Consider the following 16,201-nt stretch of genomic DNA (forward strand, 5'->3'; position numbering starts at 1 on the left):
AAACCTGGACGGGATTTTCTCAATACCTAGTCGCAAACAACCCTTGCAACACGCCAAAATTGTAAACTAGTCTAACGGCATTGATGCCCGACGCTATGTCATAATTTGATAAGAGATCGGCCGTGAATGCAAGGCAAGTCGTCTTTCCCCACCTCAGCCAATTCGAGACCGCCTATCGGATCAGATTTGACGAGCCAGCACCAAAAAGCGAAGAACTTCAAACCTATCTTCGATATTTGCTGTTCGTATTCGATCAGATCATAATTGCTCCCGGATACACCCTTTCCGTCATTATCGACCCGTCATTGCGGGATTTCCTACGCTCCCCCTTTGTCCAAGCCCTCGTGCGGGAGAAAAAGGTCATTACCTACGACGACGGCCCATCGTTCCCACAGGAATATCTGCGTTTTCTAGCTGAGCTCGATATCAAGACGGCCCCAAACGGCGAGCTATTCGACCTCTATATTCACGCGGAAAAGCAGAGCCGAAAGATCGATGAGCGAAGAACGAGCGTCTCCGAGACGCTCAACTCTACCCTCGGCCAGCTACGACGGCGCGCTGACGCTGGTCACGCCGCTAACGCAATAGAGTACGCCAGCCAATTTACCGGTACGATTGAGACAGAGGCTCTGGTCGTAGATACAAAGAAAGAACTTTTCCCAAAGCCAGACACGGTATTCAAATTCCTCTGGCGACCCTACCTGACTTACAGCTTTTCGGGAGGTTTACACTCGTATCCGACTACGGCTGCGTTAGCCGTTCTTGGACATCGAAACATCTACGGCTCCAACTATCATCATAAGTTTCATCCAAGTCTTATCCGCGCGGTGATAGCGCCCTTCTGTAGTCCTTCTGTGCTCCGGAAGCTCGACCACTGCTCCCCAGAGTTTGCAATCGAAGCGCAGGCTCAACTGCGGGAGGGCAAGCGTTTAAGGGCGTACCTTCGAGCGCTCGATCGGGCCACACAAGACGACACGCACACCTACGAGAGCATTTTGGCTGCAGAACGCGACGCAACTCGCAAGCTGAATGAAAGATCTTCGGTCCCTCAGCAAACCCTACTTGGCGCTGTGGGACCCGTAGCGAACTTGGCTACGGGAATGCCCCTAAGTCCCATTACGACAGTATTGTCCGCCGCACTAAAGCACTACAACGCGAATGGTCGATTGCTGCAACGGTTGGTGGCAGGTTCTCTTGGCGATTTCGCAAGATGGATAGAAGAGAAGCTAAGTTGAAGACCTCATATTCCATCGCATTCTCGGGTGCTCCACTGGCGGGCAAGACTACGCTGGCATTTTCGCTAGCAGGATATCTTAGGCGCCAAGGCATCCCTGCTGGCCTTGTACCGGAGGCAGTTAGAAGCAGCCTGTATTTTACCGCGGGGAATCTGTGCAACGCGCTAAATATGGAGGTGCTAGCCCTCCAAATTTTGGCTGAGACGAGAGAACGCAACTACAATGAGGTCGTCATTCTCGATCGATGCGCATACGACTTGATCGCCTATTTCCGTCTGAGGAATGCAGCAGACGATCCATGGCCAATCGACAGATCAGCTGTCGAACAATTCCTCCATGCACACTCAAGAATCTACGACATCGTTTTCCTTTGCAAATTTCCGTATCAACTTGCACACGACAAATTTCGAGCGATTGAGAACCTTAGCTCACAGTTGATCGCCGACGAAATTGAAGAAGTGCTGAAACGCTCTGGCCGAAAGTATTTCATTGTACCTCGAGAGAACGCTTTTGAATTTGTCATCCAAACATTGACTGAGCTCGGCCTTCCTCTCCCAACACAGATAAAATGAGAATGCACAGACGACCCACAACCGGTTGCGTTTGTCTCTCTGAACAACGAATCGCTGCTCTCGCGCTCACCATCTGTATTCGAATCCGACCGTGCCCTGGTGCGAGGTGAGCTCGTTGCGGAACTTGCCATCGTAGTTGACGTAGAGCCGCGCGGTGTTGGTCAGGCTGAGCGAGGCCGAGCCACCCGCATCCATGCCGTAACGGCTCTCGCCGATGCCGGGAACGACGATGCTCTGGGTGCCGAGGCTGACCTGCACCGATCCCAGGTTCTGGTAGAAATTGTCGACGAACTTGCCGTAAGCCGACAGGTCCAGGATCTTCTGGTCGAAGATGAAATAGCGCCCGACCTCCGCCCCGATCATCACGCGTGCGCGCGAGAGCGCAGTCGAGCCCACATTGAGCGGATCGAGTCCGCCGGCCTCCTGGAACGCCGCGCTGGTGGCGCGGACATATTCGAGCGCACCCTTGGGCACGATCCGCATCTGATCCTTGGTCCAAAAGTAACTGACTTCGGTCAGCGCGCCGTCGACGGCAGCGCGATAGCCGGCGGTCGCGAAACCAAATCCAGTATCCCGGCTGGAACGGACCTTGCCGAACCCATGAACCACCGCGAAGGCCCAGGTCCACGGGCCCTTGTCGACCGAGCCGTTGAAGCCGAGCTGGGTCAGATCGAGCGTTGCCGACTGCAGCGCGAGCGGCACGTCGATGTCGGTGTGGCTCTGGTCGATCGAGAAGCCGATGTTGACACCGGGTGCGAGGCGCGCGCCGAAGCCGGCGACGCCGCCAAAGGTCTTGCGCTTGTCGCCAACGAAGTCGCCCTGCGCGTCGGTGCGGACCGATATGCCGTAGCCCTCGAACCAGGTGCGGTAGCGCGGATCTTCCGTGGCCGCGGACGCGCCGCCGCCGCCGGGATTGGTCCGGAACGACCGGTCGAAACCATTGGAAGCCTGGTTGCCCAGCCGCTCCAGAAATCCCGAGCCGAAATTGAGCATGCTGTTGCCGGCCGACTGATCGTAGTTCGTCGAGGTGGGCATCGGGACCGGGGTCGGCGACGGCGTGGGCGTCGGGGTCGGAGTGGGTGTCGGACTTTGCGCGAGGACTGGGGCCGCTGCCGAGATCGTCACGACCAGCGCAAGCGCCATAACTGCAAAGGTCTTGGCTGCGAGGATCCTGGCGACCGCTGCCGCGATCCGGCGGACGCGGTCCAGCCCGATCGTCTGCCGTATTCCTGTGGGCTGCGAGGTGCAGCGCATGACGACTAATCCCGAAGCAAAGGGCGGTCCGCAAAAATGCAACACGAGCGGCTCGCGTGTGCGGCGATTTGTGCCGAACTGCCACGGAGGGTCAACCTGTTGGCACGCCGTTACCGAGCCTATTGCCTCGATTGTGGTTCCGCGGCCACAGGTCGCAAATAGCAGACAATGGCACCCGCCCGGCTCTTGAAAATCGCGCGCTGCTTGCTAACGCGCGATTTTCATGTTGCAATATCCGACACAATCGGAATTGGCCGCTCGACTGTGCGTTTCGCGACGATGAGACTCGAACAGACTTCCGGAAGCCCGTTTGTGGCGTGGCACGCGAAAAAGCGGCCGCGTCTTTTTTCTATCTAGTGGAGGAGACTAGCGATGCCGCAAAAGGGCACCGTCAAATGGTTCAACCCGACCAAGGGCTATGGGTTCATCAAGCCGAACGGCGGCGACAAGGACGTGTTCGTCCATATCTCGGCCGTAGAGCGCGCCGGACTCTCGACCCTCAACGAGAACCAGGTGGTTGAATACGACCTCGTGGAAAACCGCGGCAAATCATCCGCGGAAAACCTCAAGGTCTCCTGATTTCTCTCTGAGCTACGCGCGAGAGATCATGACGTTGCCCCCGGCTCTGCCGGGGGTTTTTGTTTGTGGCAGGCAAAGCGCGATGGCGCTTCAGCTCACCACCGGCGCGACCAGAAAATTTTCCGACGCAGCACTACCCGCCGTCCTGCAGACGTCGCCCTCGATCCGGACCTTGCCGGTCGCGAGCAGCCGCAGCGCTTCGGGATAGATGCGATGCTCGACTTCGAGGATGCGCTCCGACAGCGTGTCCGCGGTGTCGTGGTCGCCGACGGGAACCGCGCCCTGCATCACGATCGGGCCGGCATCGGTCTCGGGGATGACGAAGTGCACGGTCGCACCGGACAATTTCACGCCGGCGCGCAGGGCCTGGCCGTGCGGGTCGAGGCCGGGGAACGACGGCAGCAGCGAGGGATGGATGTTGAGCATCCGCCCGTACCAGGCTCTGGTGAACTCGGCCGTGAACAGGCGCATGAAGCCGCCGAGGCAGATCAGCTCGATGCCATGCTGGTCGAGCGCGGCCTGCAGCACCTTTTCGAAGCCGGCGCGGTCCTTGCCGAACGGCTTGCTTTCGATCACCAGCGTTTTGACGCCGCTCGCCCTGGCCCGTTCGAGCCCGAGCGCATCGGCCTTGTTCGAGATGACGAGCGAGATCTCCGCCGGGAAATCAGCCGAGCTTGCGGCCTTGATCAGCGCGGCCATGTTGGAGCCGCGACCGGAGATCAGGATGGCGACGCGGCGCTTCATCACAGCGCCAGATCGAGGTGACCGTTATAGACGACGCGGTGCTCGCCCTCGGCCGGGATCACGGTGCCGAGCTGCGCCACGGTCTCGCCGGCGTCGGTGAACACCTGGATCACCTTGTCGACCTTGTCGGGCTCGACGATCGCGATCATGCCGATGCCGCAGTTGAAGGTCCTGAGCATCTCGAGCTCGGCGATGCCGGCCTGCGCCGCCAGCCATTTGAACACCGGCAGCACCGGCAGGCGCGCGAGGTCGATGCCGACGCCGAGATCCTTCGGCAGCACGCGCGGAATGTTGTCGGTGAAGCCGCCGCCGGTGATGTGGGCGAGCCCTTTCACCGCGCCGGTCTCCCGGATCGCCCGCAGGCAGGATTTGACGTAGAGCTTCGTCGGCGTCAGCAGCGCGCCGCCGAGTGTCATGACGGGTGCGAACGGCGCCGGGGCCTCGAAGCCGAGGCCGGATTGTTCCACGATCTTGCGCACCAGCGAGAAGCCGTTGGAGTGCACCCCCGACGAGGCGAGGCCGATCACGGCGTCGCCCGCGGCGATATCCTTGCGCGGCAACAAGGTACCGCGCTCGGCGGCGCCGACGGCAAAGCCGCCGAGGTCGTAATCGCCGTCCTTGTAGAGGCCGGGCATCTCGGCGGTCTCGCCGCCGATCAGGGCGCAGCCGGATTCGCGGCAGCCCTCGGCAACGCCCGCGACGATCGCGGCGGTGGCCTCCGGGTCAAGCTTGCCGCAGGCGAAATAGTCGAGGAAGAACAGCGGCTCGGCGCCCTGTACCACGAGGTCGTTGACGCTCATGGCGACGAGGTCGATGCCGATCCCGCCATGCAGGCCGGTCTCGATCGCGATCTTCACCTTGGTTCCGACGCCATCGGTGGCGGCAACCAGGACAGGGTCCTTGAAACCGGCCGCCTTGAGGTCGAACAGGCCGCCGAAGCCGCCGATCTCGGCCTCGGCGCCGGGGCGCGCGGTGGCGCGCACCATCGGCTTGATCAGGTCGACCAGGCGGTTGCCCGCATCGATATCGACGCCTGAATCGGCGTAAGTGAGGCCGTTTTTGCGGTCGGTCATGCCCGATTTCCAGTGGGTTTGCGGCTGGTTACGTCGAATTCCGGGGACGCGCAATGGCAAGCGTGGCGCCCCGCCCTATACTATGTAGAGATATCAACCGGTTCAGCCTCCCATGGGGCCGGATTCGAGGTCAGGCCGGGTGCCGGGAAGCGCCGCGTGAGTATTCCGAATATCATTACCCTGGGCCGCATCATGCTGGTCCCGATCATTGTCTGGGCCATCGTGTCGAGCCAAATGGAGGTGGCGTTCGCCGTCTTCCTGATCGCTGGTATCAGCGACGCCGTCGACGGCTTCCTGGCCAAGCGCTTCAACATGCGCAGCGAGCTCGGTGCCCTGCTGGATCCGCTCGCCGACAAGGCGCTCCTGGTCTCGATCTATCTCGCCCTCGGCATCTGGGGCGACATCCCGCGCTGGGTCGTGATCCTGGTGGTGTCGCGCGACATCATGATCGTCACTGCGGTGATCGTGTCCTGGCTGTTCGACAAGCCGGTCGAGATGAAGCCGTCGAAAGTATCCAAGCTAAACACAGCCGCGCAGGTCGCCTACGCCGCCCTGGTGCTGGCGTCTCTTGCCTTCGGCTTCAAGCCTGCGCCCTATGATATGATCATGATGGGCCTCGTCACGGTCTTCACGCTCTCCTCCGTGTCGCTCTACCTCGTCGAGTGGCTGCGGCACATGAGCACGATCGAGGCCAAATGAGGTGGGACACGGCCCCGCAAACGGCCAACTCCCGCTCGATGAAGTCGAATCTCTGAACGAAGCCGGCACGCCGGCATGGAGTAAAGCAAGCGTGGCAGGCCGCGTTCACCCCCGACAATTGGCGTTTTCGCTTCCGCATGCGGAGAGCCTCAGCCGGGACAATTTCCTCGAAGGCCCCGCCAACGCCGCCGGCCTCGCCTTGATCGACGGCTGGCCGGAATGGCCGAACCGCATCATGTGGCTGGCCGGCCCCGAAGGCAGCGGCAAGAGCCATCTCGCCGCGATCTGGGCCGAGGAGGCCGGCGCCCGCTCGACCACCGCCAATGCGCTGAGCGCCGCGGGCGTTCCGGCCGCACTCGCCACCGGCGCCCTGGTGGTCGAGGATCTCAAGGCCGGGGATTTTGACGAACGCGCCCTCTTCCACCTGATGAATCTCGCCCGCGAGGACGGCGCCTACGTCCTCTTCACCGGACGTAACGCCCCGGCCTCGCTCGAGATCGACCTCCGCGACCTGCGCTCACGGCTGCGCGCCGTGCCTGTCGTCACGCTGCTGCCGCCCGACGACCAGCTGTTCCGCGGCCTGATCGTCAAATTCTGCGCCGACCGTCAGCTCACCGTGGACGAGACAGTGGTCGGCTACCTCGCCACCCGGCTGGAGCGGTCTTCGGCGGCCGCCCGGCAGGCCGTGGAATTGCTGGACAGCGAGGCCCTGCGCCTCGGCCGTCCCGTCACCCGGGCGCTGGCCGTCGAGCTGCTGCGGGACGCCTGACCCCCGCCCGGGTTCAACACCGCTTGACGGCGCCGAGCGGCGGAACATCAATGTCATCGAAACGTCATCGCTCTAACACATGCTCCCGCCGGTTTTGCGCATAAGTCGCAAATTGGGGTGAACTGGATGGACCGACTTCTCATGGACTCTGTGCAAGCCGTTGAAATCAAAGAAAAAGCCCCAGAGATCGAGGGCCTTCCGGCGATCGCATCGAGCCCCGAACGGTTCATCAACCGCGAGCTCTCCTGGCTGCATTTCAACCGCCGCGTCCTGGAGGAAGCGGTCAATCCCAGCCACCCCATGCTGGAGCGGGTGCGATTCCTGTCGATTTCAGCGAATAACCTTGACGAGTTCTTCATGGTTCGCGTCGCCGGCATCAAGGCCCAGGTGCGCGAGGGCATTGCCGAGCGCGCCCCCGATGGCCTGACGCCCTCCGAGCAGCTCGCGCTGATCAACCGCACCGTCTCGCAGCTCGCCTCCGACCAGCAAGCGATCTGGCGCGACCTGCGCAGTACGCTGGCCGATGTCGGCATCGTCCTGGTCGACGGCAAGGACATCACCAAGGCGGAACGGACCTGGGTCGAGGACTACTTCCTCAACAACGTATTCCCGCTGCTGACGCCGCTGGCGATCGACCCGGCCCACCCCTTCCCGTTCATTCCGAGCCTCGGCTTCACCATCGCGCTCCAGCTCACCCGCGCCGCCGACGGCAAGCAGATGAACGCGCTGATCCGCATGCCCGGCAAGATCGACCGCTTCATCCGACTGCCGTCCGAAGGCAAAGCCGTCAGGCTGATTTCGCTGGAACAGGCTACTGCCCTGTTCATCAACCGCCTGTTCCCCGGCTACAATTTGCACGGCCAGGGCGCCTTCCGAATCATCCGCGACTCCGAGCTCGAGATCGAGGAAGAGGCCGAAGACCTCGTCCGCCTGTTCGAGACCGCGCTGAAGCGCCGCCGCCGCGGATCGGTGATCCGGCTCGAGATCGACGCCAAGATGCCGGAAGAGCTGCGCAGCTTCGTGCAGCACGCGCTCTCGGCCGCCGACGACGAGGTGTTCCTGGTCGACGGCGTGCAGGCGATGAACGAGCTCTCGCAGCTCACCCGCCTCGACCGGCCCGACCTCGAATTCACCCCTTACGTGCCGCGCCACCCCGAGCGCGTGCGCGAGCATGGCGGCGACATTTTTGCTGCGATCCGGCAGAAGGACCTCGTCGTCCATCACCCCTACGAATCCTTCGACGTCGTGGTGCAGTTCCTGCAGCAGGCCGCGCGCGATCCTGACGTCGTCGCGATCAAGCAGACGCTCTACCGCACCTCCAACAATTCGCCGATCGTGCGCACGCTTGCGGAAGCCGCCGAAGCCGGCAAGTCCGTCACCGCGCTGATCGAGCTCAAGGCGCGCTTCGACGAGGAGGCCAACATCCGCTGGGCGCGCGACCTCGAGCGCGCCGGCGTGCAGGTCGTCTACGGCTTCCTCGAATTGAAGACGCACGCAAAGCTCTCGATGGTGGTGCGCCGCGAGGGCGGTAGCCTCACCACTTACGTTCACACCGGCACCGGCAACTACCACCCGGTCACCGCACGTATTTATACCGACCTCTCCTACTTCACGTCGGATCCGACCATCGGCCGCGATGCGGCGCGCGTGTTCAACTTCATCACCGGCTATGCCGCGCCGAGCGATCTGGAAAAGATGGCGGTATCGCCGCTGACGCTGCGCAAGCGCATCATCGAGCACATCCAGGGCGAGACCGCGCATGCGCGGCACGGCCGTCCCGGCGCGGTCTGGATGAAGATGAATGCACTGGTCGACCCCGACATCATCGACGCGCTCTACGAGGCCTCGCAGGCCGGCGTGCAGGTCGAGCTCGTGGTGCGCGGTATCTGTTGCCTCAGGCCCGGCATCCCCGGCTTGTCCGAGAACATCCGCGTCAAGTCGATCATCGGACGCTTCCTGGAACACGGCCGAATCTACTGCTTCGGCATGGGCCAGGGCCTGCCGAGCGCGAAAGCGGCTGTGTATATCTCCTCCGCCGACATGATGCCGCGCAACCTCGACCGCCGCGTCGAGGTGCTGTGTCCGCTGCAAAATCCCACGGTGCATCAGCAGGTTCTCGAGCAGATCATGGTCGCAAATCTGAAGGACAATGAGCAAAGCTGGCAGTTGTTGCCGGACGGGTCCTCAACGCGTATGAAGGCCGCGAAGGGCGAGGAGCCTTTCAACGTCCACAACTACTTCATGACAAATCCGAGTCTGTCTGGCCGTGGAAAGTCGCTCAAGGAATCCTCGCCGCGTCGTCTCACGCGCCGGAACGAACGTCATCCATCCTGATCCGGGATTCCTGACGTGACGAAGCCGCGCAAGCGCGGCGCCACTGTCGCGGTCATCGACATCGGTTCCAACTCGGTCCGTCTCGTCGTCTACGAAGGACTGACGCGGAGCCTCATTCCGATCTTCAACGAGAAGACGCTGTGCGGCCTCGGGCGCGAGGTGCAGAGCACGGGCCTGCTCGCCCCTGATGCCGTCGACAAGGCGCTGACCTCGCTCAAGCGCTTCCGTGCGCTGTGCCGCGTGATGCAGGTCGGGCGCGTGTTCGCGATCGCGACCGCCGCCTGCCGCGATGCCTCCAACGGTCCCGACTTCATCGCGAAAGCCGAGCGCATCTGCGCCGTCAAGATCGAGATCCTGTCGGGCCCGCGCGAGGCGCGGCTGTCAGCGCTCGGCGTCATCTCCGGCATCCACCATCCCGACGGCATCGTCGGCGATCTCGGCGGCGGCTCGCTCGAACTGATCGACGTGCGCAGGAACAGCGTGCGCAGCGGCGTGACGCTGCCGCTCGGCGGCCTTGCGCTGCAGGACCTCGCACACAAATCGCTCAAGCGCGCCGACCGCATCGTGCGCGAGGAGATCGACGAGGTGCAGTTGCTCACTGCTGGTCGCGGCCGCACCTTCTATGCCGTCGGCGGCACCTGGCGCGCGCTCGCGCGCATCCACATCATCCAGAGCGGCTATCCGCTCCAGGTGATGCACGGCTATTCCATTTCCGCGACCGAGGCGCTCGACTTCTCGCGCCGCCTGCGCCGGCTTGCGGCCGCCGACATGCTCGCCGACATCGAGATCGTCGCCGACGCGCGCCGCCCTCTCCTCACCTATGCGGCGCTGGTGCTCGAGCACATCATTCGCGTCGCAAAACCCAAGAACATCGTGTTCTCGACCTTCGGCGTGCGCGAGGGCCTCTTGCACGAGAAGCTGCCGGAGGCCGAGCGCAACAAGGACGGGCTGATCTGCGCAGCCGAGGAGCTCAACCAGCTGCTGTCACGCTCGGCCAAGCACGCCCGCGAGCTGATCGCCTGGACCGATCGCCTCGTGCGCGTCGTGAAGCTGCGCGAGACCGAGGAGGATCGCCGTCTGCGTCACACCGCCTGCCTGCTCTCCGACATCGGCTGGCGCGTGCATCCCGATCACCGCGGCGAGCAGACGCTCAGCCTCGTCGTAAACGGCAATTTCGGCGCGATCACCCACACCGAGCGCGCCTTCGTCGGCCTGTCCGTGTTCTATCGCTATGCCGGTCTCAGCGAGGAAAACCAGCCGCCCGCCACCATGCAGGAATTGCTGACCCCGGCACAGCTCGAGCGCGCCCGCCTGCTCGGCGCGGCATTCCGTGTCGCGCATCTGATCTCGGCGGCGCGGCCGGGCGTCTTGCCCGCCACGCATTTCCGCACCCAGGGCCGCAAATTGATGCTGGTGTTCGAGCACCGGCTCGTCGACCTCGTCGCCGACCGCGTCGGCAGCCGCTTCCGCCAGCTCGCCCGCCTGGTCGGGCGCGCCGGCTCGATCGTCCGGCGCTAAAGAACTACTCCGCCGACGCCTTGGCGTGCCGCTCGGAGGATTCGAGCGCGGCCGCACTCAGGCTACGCCGGCGCCAGATCGTGCCGACGACCAGCACTACGACGACACCGAGCGCCGCACAGAGATATTCGCCGCCCGACCCGCCATGGCCGAATTGCAGCGGGATGCGCAAGCCGGCGAGGATCTTGTCCAGCGAGGCACCGAGCGGGCCGTCGAACAGCGTGTGCAGCCTCGGCGCGACGCCGGGATCGGTCGCGATCACCTCGCCCGCGATCCAGCCGAGCAGCGCGGCACCGGCCCACACCAGCACCGGCAGCTTTGCGAGCAGCGCCATGATCAGCGCTGCACCGGCGACGATCAGCGGAACGCTGATGGCAAGGCCGAGGATCAGGAGAGGTACGCTGCCATTGGCCGCGGCGGCGACCGCAATGACGTTGTCGAGACTCATGACGATGTCGGCGACCACGACGATCTGCACCGCCTGCCACAGATGCGAGGCGGACTCGACGTCGTCCTCGTCCTCGTTTTCCGGCACCAGCAGCTTGGCCGCGATCACGATCAGCGCGAGACCGCCGACGAGCTTGAGATACGGCAGCTCCATCAGGCTCGCGACGATGCCGGTGAAGATGATCCGCAGCAACACCGCCGCGCCGGCACCGAAGATCATGCCCCACAGCCGGTGCCGCGGCTTCAGGCCGCGGCAGGCAAGTGCGATCACCAGCGCGTTGTCGCCGGAGAGCAGGATGTTGATCCAGATGATCTTGCCGACCGCAATCCAGAAGGTCGGTTCGGCCATCTCATTGCGGAACTGGGTGAAGAATGCCCCGATCGTAGCGGGATCGAAGATCTGCCAGAGCCAATTCACAATGCGTCCTTATCCCCCGTCGTCTCAACTTTTCGGCTGATGGATCAGCCGACGATCTCGTTGCCCGAGAAGAACTGCGCGATCTCGATCGCGGCGGTCTCCGGTGCATCCGAGCCGTGTGCGGAGTTCTCGCCGATCGACTTTGCGTAGAGCTTGCGGATGGTACCCTCGGCCGCCTTGGACGGATCGGTCGCGCCCATGGCGTCGCGATACTTGGCGATGGCGTTCTCGGCTTCGAGCACCTGCACGACGACCGGGCCCGAGGTCATGAACTCGACGAGCTCGCCGAAGAACGGACGGGCCTTGTGGACGGCATAGAAGGTCTCGGCCTGTTCCTTGGTCATGCGGATGCGCTTCTGCGCGACGATGCGCAGGCCCGCCTTCTCGATCACGGCGTTGACCGCACCGGTCAGGTTACGCGCGGTCGCGTCGGGCTTGATGATCGAGAAAGTGCGTTCGATGGCCATAATCTTGTCCTTGGAAAGAAAGCGGTGGTTCGGAGTTGCGGGGCTTATATCGGCGCCTTTGCCGGACGGCAAGCGACCGCCAAACCCCTCTCACGGGCGCTTCGCCGCAGGGCTGCCCAATCGGATTTAGGGGTGGATTACCGAGATTTCACCCAGATGAACCGAATCTGAAGCCGCCATTCAGGGTTTGGTTCAGCCTCGCCGGCGTAAGGTCGGGCCTATCGAAACTGAAGCCTGATCAAGAGGCGGAACGTTTCGGCGGCCTTTCCATCGACGCGATAGCCCCGCGCCGGCAGTCTTGAGGAGATCACCATGTTGAGGAAACTTTCGCTTGCCGCCGTCGCCGCGGTTGCGCTGGGTGCCGCGCTGGCACCGACCTCGGCCTCCGCGCACTGGCATGGCGGCGGCTGGGGCTGGCACGGTGGCGGCTGGCACCACGGCTACGGCTGGGGTGGCCCGCGCTTCTATGCCCCCGTCTCCTACGGTTATGGCGGCTGCTATGTGCGCCGGCTGGTCCCGACCCCCTGGGGACCCCGCTGGCGGCTGATCAACCGCTGCTACTGAGCCCGACAGCACCTTCCCAAAGCACCTTCCAACGGTACCTAAGCCCCCCAGGTACCCCCTGGAGAGGCCCTGGCGATCCCCCCGCCGGGGCCTCATTTTTGGGCAGCTACGACGAATTCATACAATTTTTGCTAGAGCGCCGAACATCCCCCAAGAATGGCGAAACCATTCGGGGGGTCAATGACTTGGTACCGTGTCGTTACTCCGCAACATGGAACCTCGTTATGACCGGCCTTCTCGCCAATGACAGCGAACAGATCGATCGGCGCACCAGCCGCTCGATCTGCGATGCCGTGGGAGAACGGCTCCAGCAGAGCCTGCGGCCCGAACCCGGGTTGCCGACGCATCTCGAGCAGCTCCTCAACGAGCTGAAGCGGCGCGAGCGCGAGGCGCACTGAGCCTGATCCGGACCCGAAGGGCACGCGCCAGCGCAAAGTGCGAAGCGGTTTTCCCACGCGACAAACGCGGAGCGCGTTTGCGCGGAGATCATGCTCCAACGGTAATCTGACGGAAAAACGAGTTGCGTTCGGCGCGCCTTGCGGTGACAAGGCCGCATGCTCTCCATCACCGACCTCTCCATCCGCCTCGCCGGACGCCTTTTGATTGACCAGAGTTCCGTGCAGATCACGCCCGGATCGCGCGTCGGCATGGTTGGGCGCAATGGCACCGGCAAGTCGACCCTGTTCAAGGTGATCCGCGGCGAGCTGGCGGCCGAACACGGCACGGTGACCCTGCCGCCGCGCTGGCGCGTCGGCAGCCTTGCGCAGGAGGCTCCGAACGGCCCCGAAAGCCTGATCACGGTCGTGCTGAAGGCCGACCTCGAGCGCGACGCGCTGCTGCACGAAGCGGAGAGCGCCACCGATCCGCACCGGATCGCGGAGATCCAGACCCGCCTCGTCGACATCGACGCGCATTCGGCGCCCGCGCGCGCGGCTGCGATCCTCTCCGGCCTCGGCTTTTCCGCCACCGATCAGCTCCGTCCCTGTGCCGAATTCTCCGGCGGCTGGCGCATGCGCGTCGCGCTCGCCGCGACGCTGTTCGCCGCCCCCGATCTGTTGCTGCTCGACGAGCCCACCAACTATCTCGACCTCGAGGGAACGCTGTGGCTGGAGGATCACCTGGCGCATTATCCGCGCACGGTGATCGTGATCAGCCACGACCGCGATCTCCTCGAAAGCTCGGTCGACCAGATCCTGCATCTGGAGCGCGGCAAGCTCACGCTCTACAAGGGCACCTACTCCTCCTTCGAGGAGCAGCGCGCCGCGCGCGAGCTGCTCGATGCCAAGGCGGTCAAGCGCCAGGAGGCCGAGCGCGCCCGCCTGCAGGCCTTCGTCGACCGCTTCAAGGCCAAGGCCTCGAAGGCCCGCCAGGCGCAGTCCCGCGTGAAAATGCTGGAGCGGCTGAAGCCGATCACGGCGCTGGTCACCGAGGACGTGCGCGAGATCAGCTTTCCCGCGCCGGAGAAGATCCTGTCACCGCCGATCATCGCGGTGGACAACGCCTCCGTCGGCTACGATCCGTCGACGCCGGTGCTGGGCCGCGTCACCTTGCGCATCGACAATGACGACCGCATCGCGCTGTTAGGCGCCAACGGCAACGGCAAGTCGACGCTCGTGAAGCTGCTCGCCGGGCGCCTGGCGCCGTTCTCGGGGAGAGTCACGCGCGCCGACAAGCTGTCGATCGCCTATTTCGCGCAGCACCAGCTCGACGAGCTCAACGAGGACGGCTCCGCCTACGACCACGTCCGCAAGCTGATGGGCGATGCGCCCGAAGCCAAGGTGCGGGCCCGCGCCGGCGCGATCGGCTTCTCCGGCAAGGCGGCCGACACCAAGGTCGGCAAACTGTCGGGCGGCGAGAAGGCGCGACTCCTCCTGGGCCTTGCGACCTTCTTCGGCCCCAACATGATCATCCTCGACGAGCCGACCAACCATCTCGACATCGACAGCCGCGCGGCGCTTGCGGAGGCCATCAACGAATTCCCCGGCGCCGTCATCATGGTCTCGCACGACCGCTATTTGATCGAAGCCTGCGCCGACCGGCTCTGGATCGTCGCCGACCGCACCGTCACCAATTACGACGGCGACCTCGACGAGTACCGCCGTCTCGTTCTGTCGACGCGCAATGCCGAACCCGCCCCGCGCGAGCGTAATGCGCCAAGCGAAAAGCCGCAGCGCCCGAAGTCGGACAATCGCGGCTCGCTGAAGAAGCGCATCGCGGAGGCCGAAGCCGAGATGGCCCGCGTCAGCGACATCATCGCCAAGATCGACACGGCGCTCGCCCTGCCCGACATCTTTACGCGCGATCCCAAGCAGGCCGCGCAGCTTTCGAAAGCGCGCGCCAATGCCGCCGACGCGCTGGCGCGCGCGGAAGAGCAATGGCTCGAGGCGAGCGCGCAGTTCGACGAGGCGACGGGGTAGATTCAAAATTGCGAAAACAACCCCATGCACAGTACAGGTAATAAAATACCCTACTACAAATCACTGAACGGTAAACCTAATCCGCATACTGCCCCGCGCCCTTGATAATGGGCGCCCAGCGATCGACCTCACTCACCAGCATCGCGCCCAACGCCTCGGGCGTCGCCTTGTCCTCCGGGACCGGCTCGGTGTTGATGTCGTTGAACCGGGCGATCAGCGCGGGATCCTTCAGCGCGGCCTGGAGCGCCACCGTCAGCTTCTGAACGACCGCGGGCGGCGTGCCCTTAGGGGCATAGAGGCCGTGCCAGACGCCGAGTTCGAACCCCTTGAGGCCGGCCTCATCGGCGGTTGGCAGGTCTGGCAGGCTCTTCAGCCGCTCCTTGGTGGTGACCGCATACGCCTTGACCTGCTTGGCCGTGATCGGGCCGGTCGTGTTGGTGGCCTGGTCGCAGGTGAGATCGATCTGCTTGCCGAGCAGATCGTTCATGATCGGACCATTGCCCTTGTACGGCACCGTCGTGAGCTGCTTCTGGATCGCCGTCATGAACAGCATGCCGCAGAGATGCGATGCCGCACCCAGCCCGGCATTGGCGTAAGTCAGCTTGTCGCCCTGCTGCTGGGCGTAGGCGACGAGGTCCTTGAGCGTGTCGGCCGGGAAATCCGGACGCGCGATGATGGTCATCGGCGCATTGGTCACGAGCCCGATCGGCGCAAAGGCGGTCTTCGTGTCGTAGCTCAGATTGCGATACAGCGTGGCCGCGGTCGAGATGCCGACATGATGGACCAGCAGCGTGTAGCCATCCGGCTGGGCGCGCGCCGCGCGGGTCGCGCCAATCGTGCCGCCGGCGCCGGTCGCGTTCTCGACGATGATTTGCTGTCCCAGCGATTTCGCCATGCTTGCCGCGGTCAGGCGCGCGATGGTGTCGGTCGGCCCGCCGGCGGCGTATGGCACCAGCACGGTGATGGTTCTCGACGGATAGTCCTGGGCGACCGCCGCGCCAAGCGGCAAGAGCAGAGCCGACACGAGGGCAATGAACCGCATAGTCTCCTCCAGATTGTTGTTGGCGCCATCAAAGCGTATTCGTGGCAGCGCGACCATCATGAAAATGCT

At 63.7% G+C, this 16,201-nt stretch carries 16 protein-coding genes; 10 read left to right on the plus strand and 6 right to left on the minus strand.

Features of this window, described 5'->3' with window-relative positions:
* Positions 1–122 precede the first annotated feature (122 nt).
* A complete protein-coding gene (locus tag QA649_RS26285) occupies positions 123–1,235 on the plus strand; it encodes a hypothetical protein (RefSeq protein ID WP_283019736.1) in 1,113 nt (370 codons plus the stop codon).
* Positions 1,232–1,807 carry an AAA family ATPase gene (locus tag QA649_RS26290; protein WP_283019737.1) on the plus strand — a complete coding sequence of 192 codons (576 nt, stop codon included), beginning with the start codon at positions 1,232–1,234 and terminating at the stop codon, positions 1,805–1,807. The genes QA649_RS26285 and QA649_RS26290 overlap by 4 nt, the downstream gene beginning before the upstream one ends.
* A gap of 66 nt (positions 1,808–1,873) precedes the next feature.
* Here the strand turns inward: QA649_RS26290 and QA649_RS26295 are convergent, their stop codons facing one another.
* On the minus strand, positions 1,874–3,061 hold the full coding sequence (locus QA649_RS26295) for an autotransporter outer membrane beta-barrel domain-containing protein (protein WP_283019738.1): 1,188 nt from the start codon (positions 3,059–3,061) through the stop codon (positions 1,874–1,876).
* A 372-nt stretch (positions 3,062–3,433) separates the two neighbouring features.
* Between QA649_RS26295 and QA649_RS26300 the strand changes: the two genes are divergently transcribed.
* The gene (locus QA649_RS26300; RefSeq protein WP_008551638.1) at positions 3,434–3,640 is read left to right on the plus strand and encodes a cold-shock protein; all 207 of its coding nucleotides are present in this window, start codon (positions 3,434–3,436) and stop codon (positions 3,638–3,640) included.
* Positions 3,641–3,730: 90 nt separating this feature from the next.
* Here QA649_RS26300 and purN read toward each other — a convergent pair whose 3' ends face one another.
* Positions 3,731–4,384: a phosphoribosylglycinamide formyltransferase gene (gene purN, locus QA649_RS26305; protein WP_283019739.1), complete on the minus strand. Its 654-nt coding sequence runs from the start codon at positions 4,382–4,384 to the stop codon at positions 3,731–3,733.
* A complete protein-coding gene (gene purM, locus QA649_RS26310) occupies positions 4,384–5,457 on the minus strand; it encodes a phosphoribosylformylglycinamidine cyclo-ligase (protein ID WP_283019740.1) in 1,074 nt (357 codons plus the stop codon). The genes purN and purM overlap by 1 nt, the downstream gene beginning before the upstream one ends.
* A 156-nt stretch (positions 5,458–5,613) precedes the next feature.
* On the opposite strand from purM, the gene QA649_RS26315 reads away from it, so the two are divergent.
* The 4 genes from QA649_RS26315 (at position 5,614) to ppx (ending at position 10,777) form a co-directional block, all read left to right on the plus strand.
* Positions 5,614–6,156, plus strand: a complete 543-nt coding sequence (locus tag QA649_RS26315) for a CDP-alcohol phosphatidyltransferase family protein (protein ID WP_018645412.1) — start codon at positions 5,614–5,616, stop codon at positions 6,154–6,156.
* A 91-nt stretch (positions 6,157–6,247) separates the two neighbouring features.
* On the plus strand, positions 6,248–6,925 hold the full coding sequence (locus QA649_RS26320; RefSeq protein ID WP_283019741.1) for a DnaA/Hda family protein: 678 nt from the start codon (positions 6,248–6,250) through the stop codon (positions 6,923–6,925).
* Between the two features lie 141 nt (positions 6,926–7,066).
* The gene (locus QA649_RS26325) at positions 7,067–9,259 is read left to right on the plus strand and encodes an RNA degradosome polyphosphate kinase (protein ID WP_283019742.1); all 2,193 of its coding nucleotides are present in this window, start codon (positions 7,067–7,069) and stop codon (positions 9,257–9,259) included.
* Positions 9,260–9,274: 15 nt separating this feature from the next.
* Positions 9,275–10,777 (plus strand): exopolyphosphatase, encoded by a 1,503-nt coding sequence (ppx, locus tag QA649_RS26330; RefSeq protein WP_283019743.1) that lies wholly within the window; start codon positions 9,275–9,277, stop codon positions 10,775–10,777.
* 4 nt (positions 10,778–10,781) lie between these two features.
* On the opposite strand, the gene QA649_RS26335 is transcribed toward ppx, so the two are convergent.
* Both QA649_RS26335 and ndk read right to left on the minus strand, forming a co-directional pair.
* Positions 10,782–11,642, minus strand: a complete 861-nt coding sequence (locus QA649_RS26335; RefSeq protein WP_018645408.1) for a TerC family protein — start codon at positions 11,640–11,642, stop codon at positions 10,782–10,784.
* Between the two features lie 44 nt (positions 11,643–11,686).
* Positions 11,687–12,109, minus strand: a complete 423-nt coding sequence (ndk, locus tag QA649_RS26340; RefSeq protein ID WP_018645406.1) for a nucleoside-diphosphate kinase — start codon at positions 12,107–12,109, stop codon at positions 11,687–11,689.
* A 312-nt stretch (positions 12,110–12,421) separates the two neighbouring features.
* Between ndk and QA649_RS26345 the strand changes: the two genes are divergently transcribed.
* The 3 genes from QA649_RS26345 to QA649_RS26355 all read left to right on the plus strand — a co-directional run bounded on the left by QA649_RS26345 (position 12,422) and on the right by QA649_RS26355 (position 15,090).
* On the plus strand, positions 12,422–12,673 hold the full coding sequence (locus tag QA649_RS26345) for a hypothetical protein (RefSeq protein ID WP_027576269.1): 252 nt from the start codon (positions 12,422–12,424) through the stop codon (positions 12,671–12,673).
* 224 nt (positions 12,674–12,897) lie between these two features.
* Positions 12,898–13,071 carry a hypothetical protein gene (locus QA649_RS26350; RefSeq protein WP_283019744.1) on the plus strand — a complete coding sequence of 58 codons (174 nt, stop codon included), beginning with the start codon at positions 12,898–12,900 and terminating at the stop codon, positions 13,069–13,071.
* Positions 13,072–13,227: 156 nt separating this feature from the next.
* Positions 13,228–15,090, plus strand: a complete 1,863-nt coding sequence (locus QA649_RS26355) for an ABC-F family ATP-binding cassette domain-containing protein (protein ID WP_283019745.1) — start codon at positions 13,228–13,230, stop codon at positions 15,088–15,090.
* Positions 15,091–15,166: 76 nt separating this feature from the next.
* Here QA649_RS26355 and QA649_RS26360 read toward each other — a convergent pair whose 3' ends face one another.
* A complete protein-coding gene (locus QA649_RS26360; RefSeq protein ID WP_283019746.1) occupies positions 15,167–16,132 on the minus strand; it encodes a tripartite tricarboxylate transporter substrate-binding protein in 966 nt (321 codons plus the stop codon).
* Positions 16,133–16,201 lie beyond the last annotated feature (69 nt).

This window comes from Bradyrhizobium sp. CB1717, assembly GCF_029714325.1.
In the GTDB taxonomy this organism is placed as follows: Bacteria; Pseudomonadota; Alphaproteobacteria; order Rhizobiales; family Xanthobacteraceae; genus Bradyrhizobium.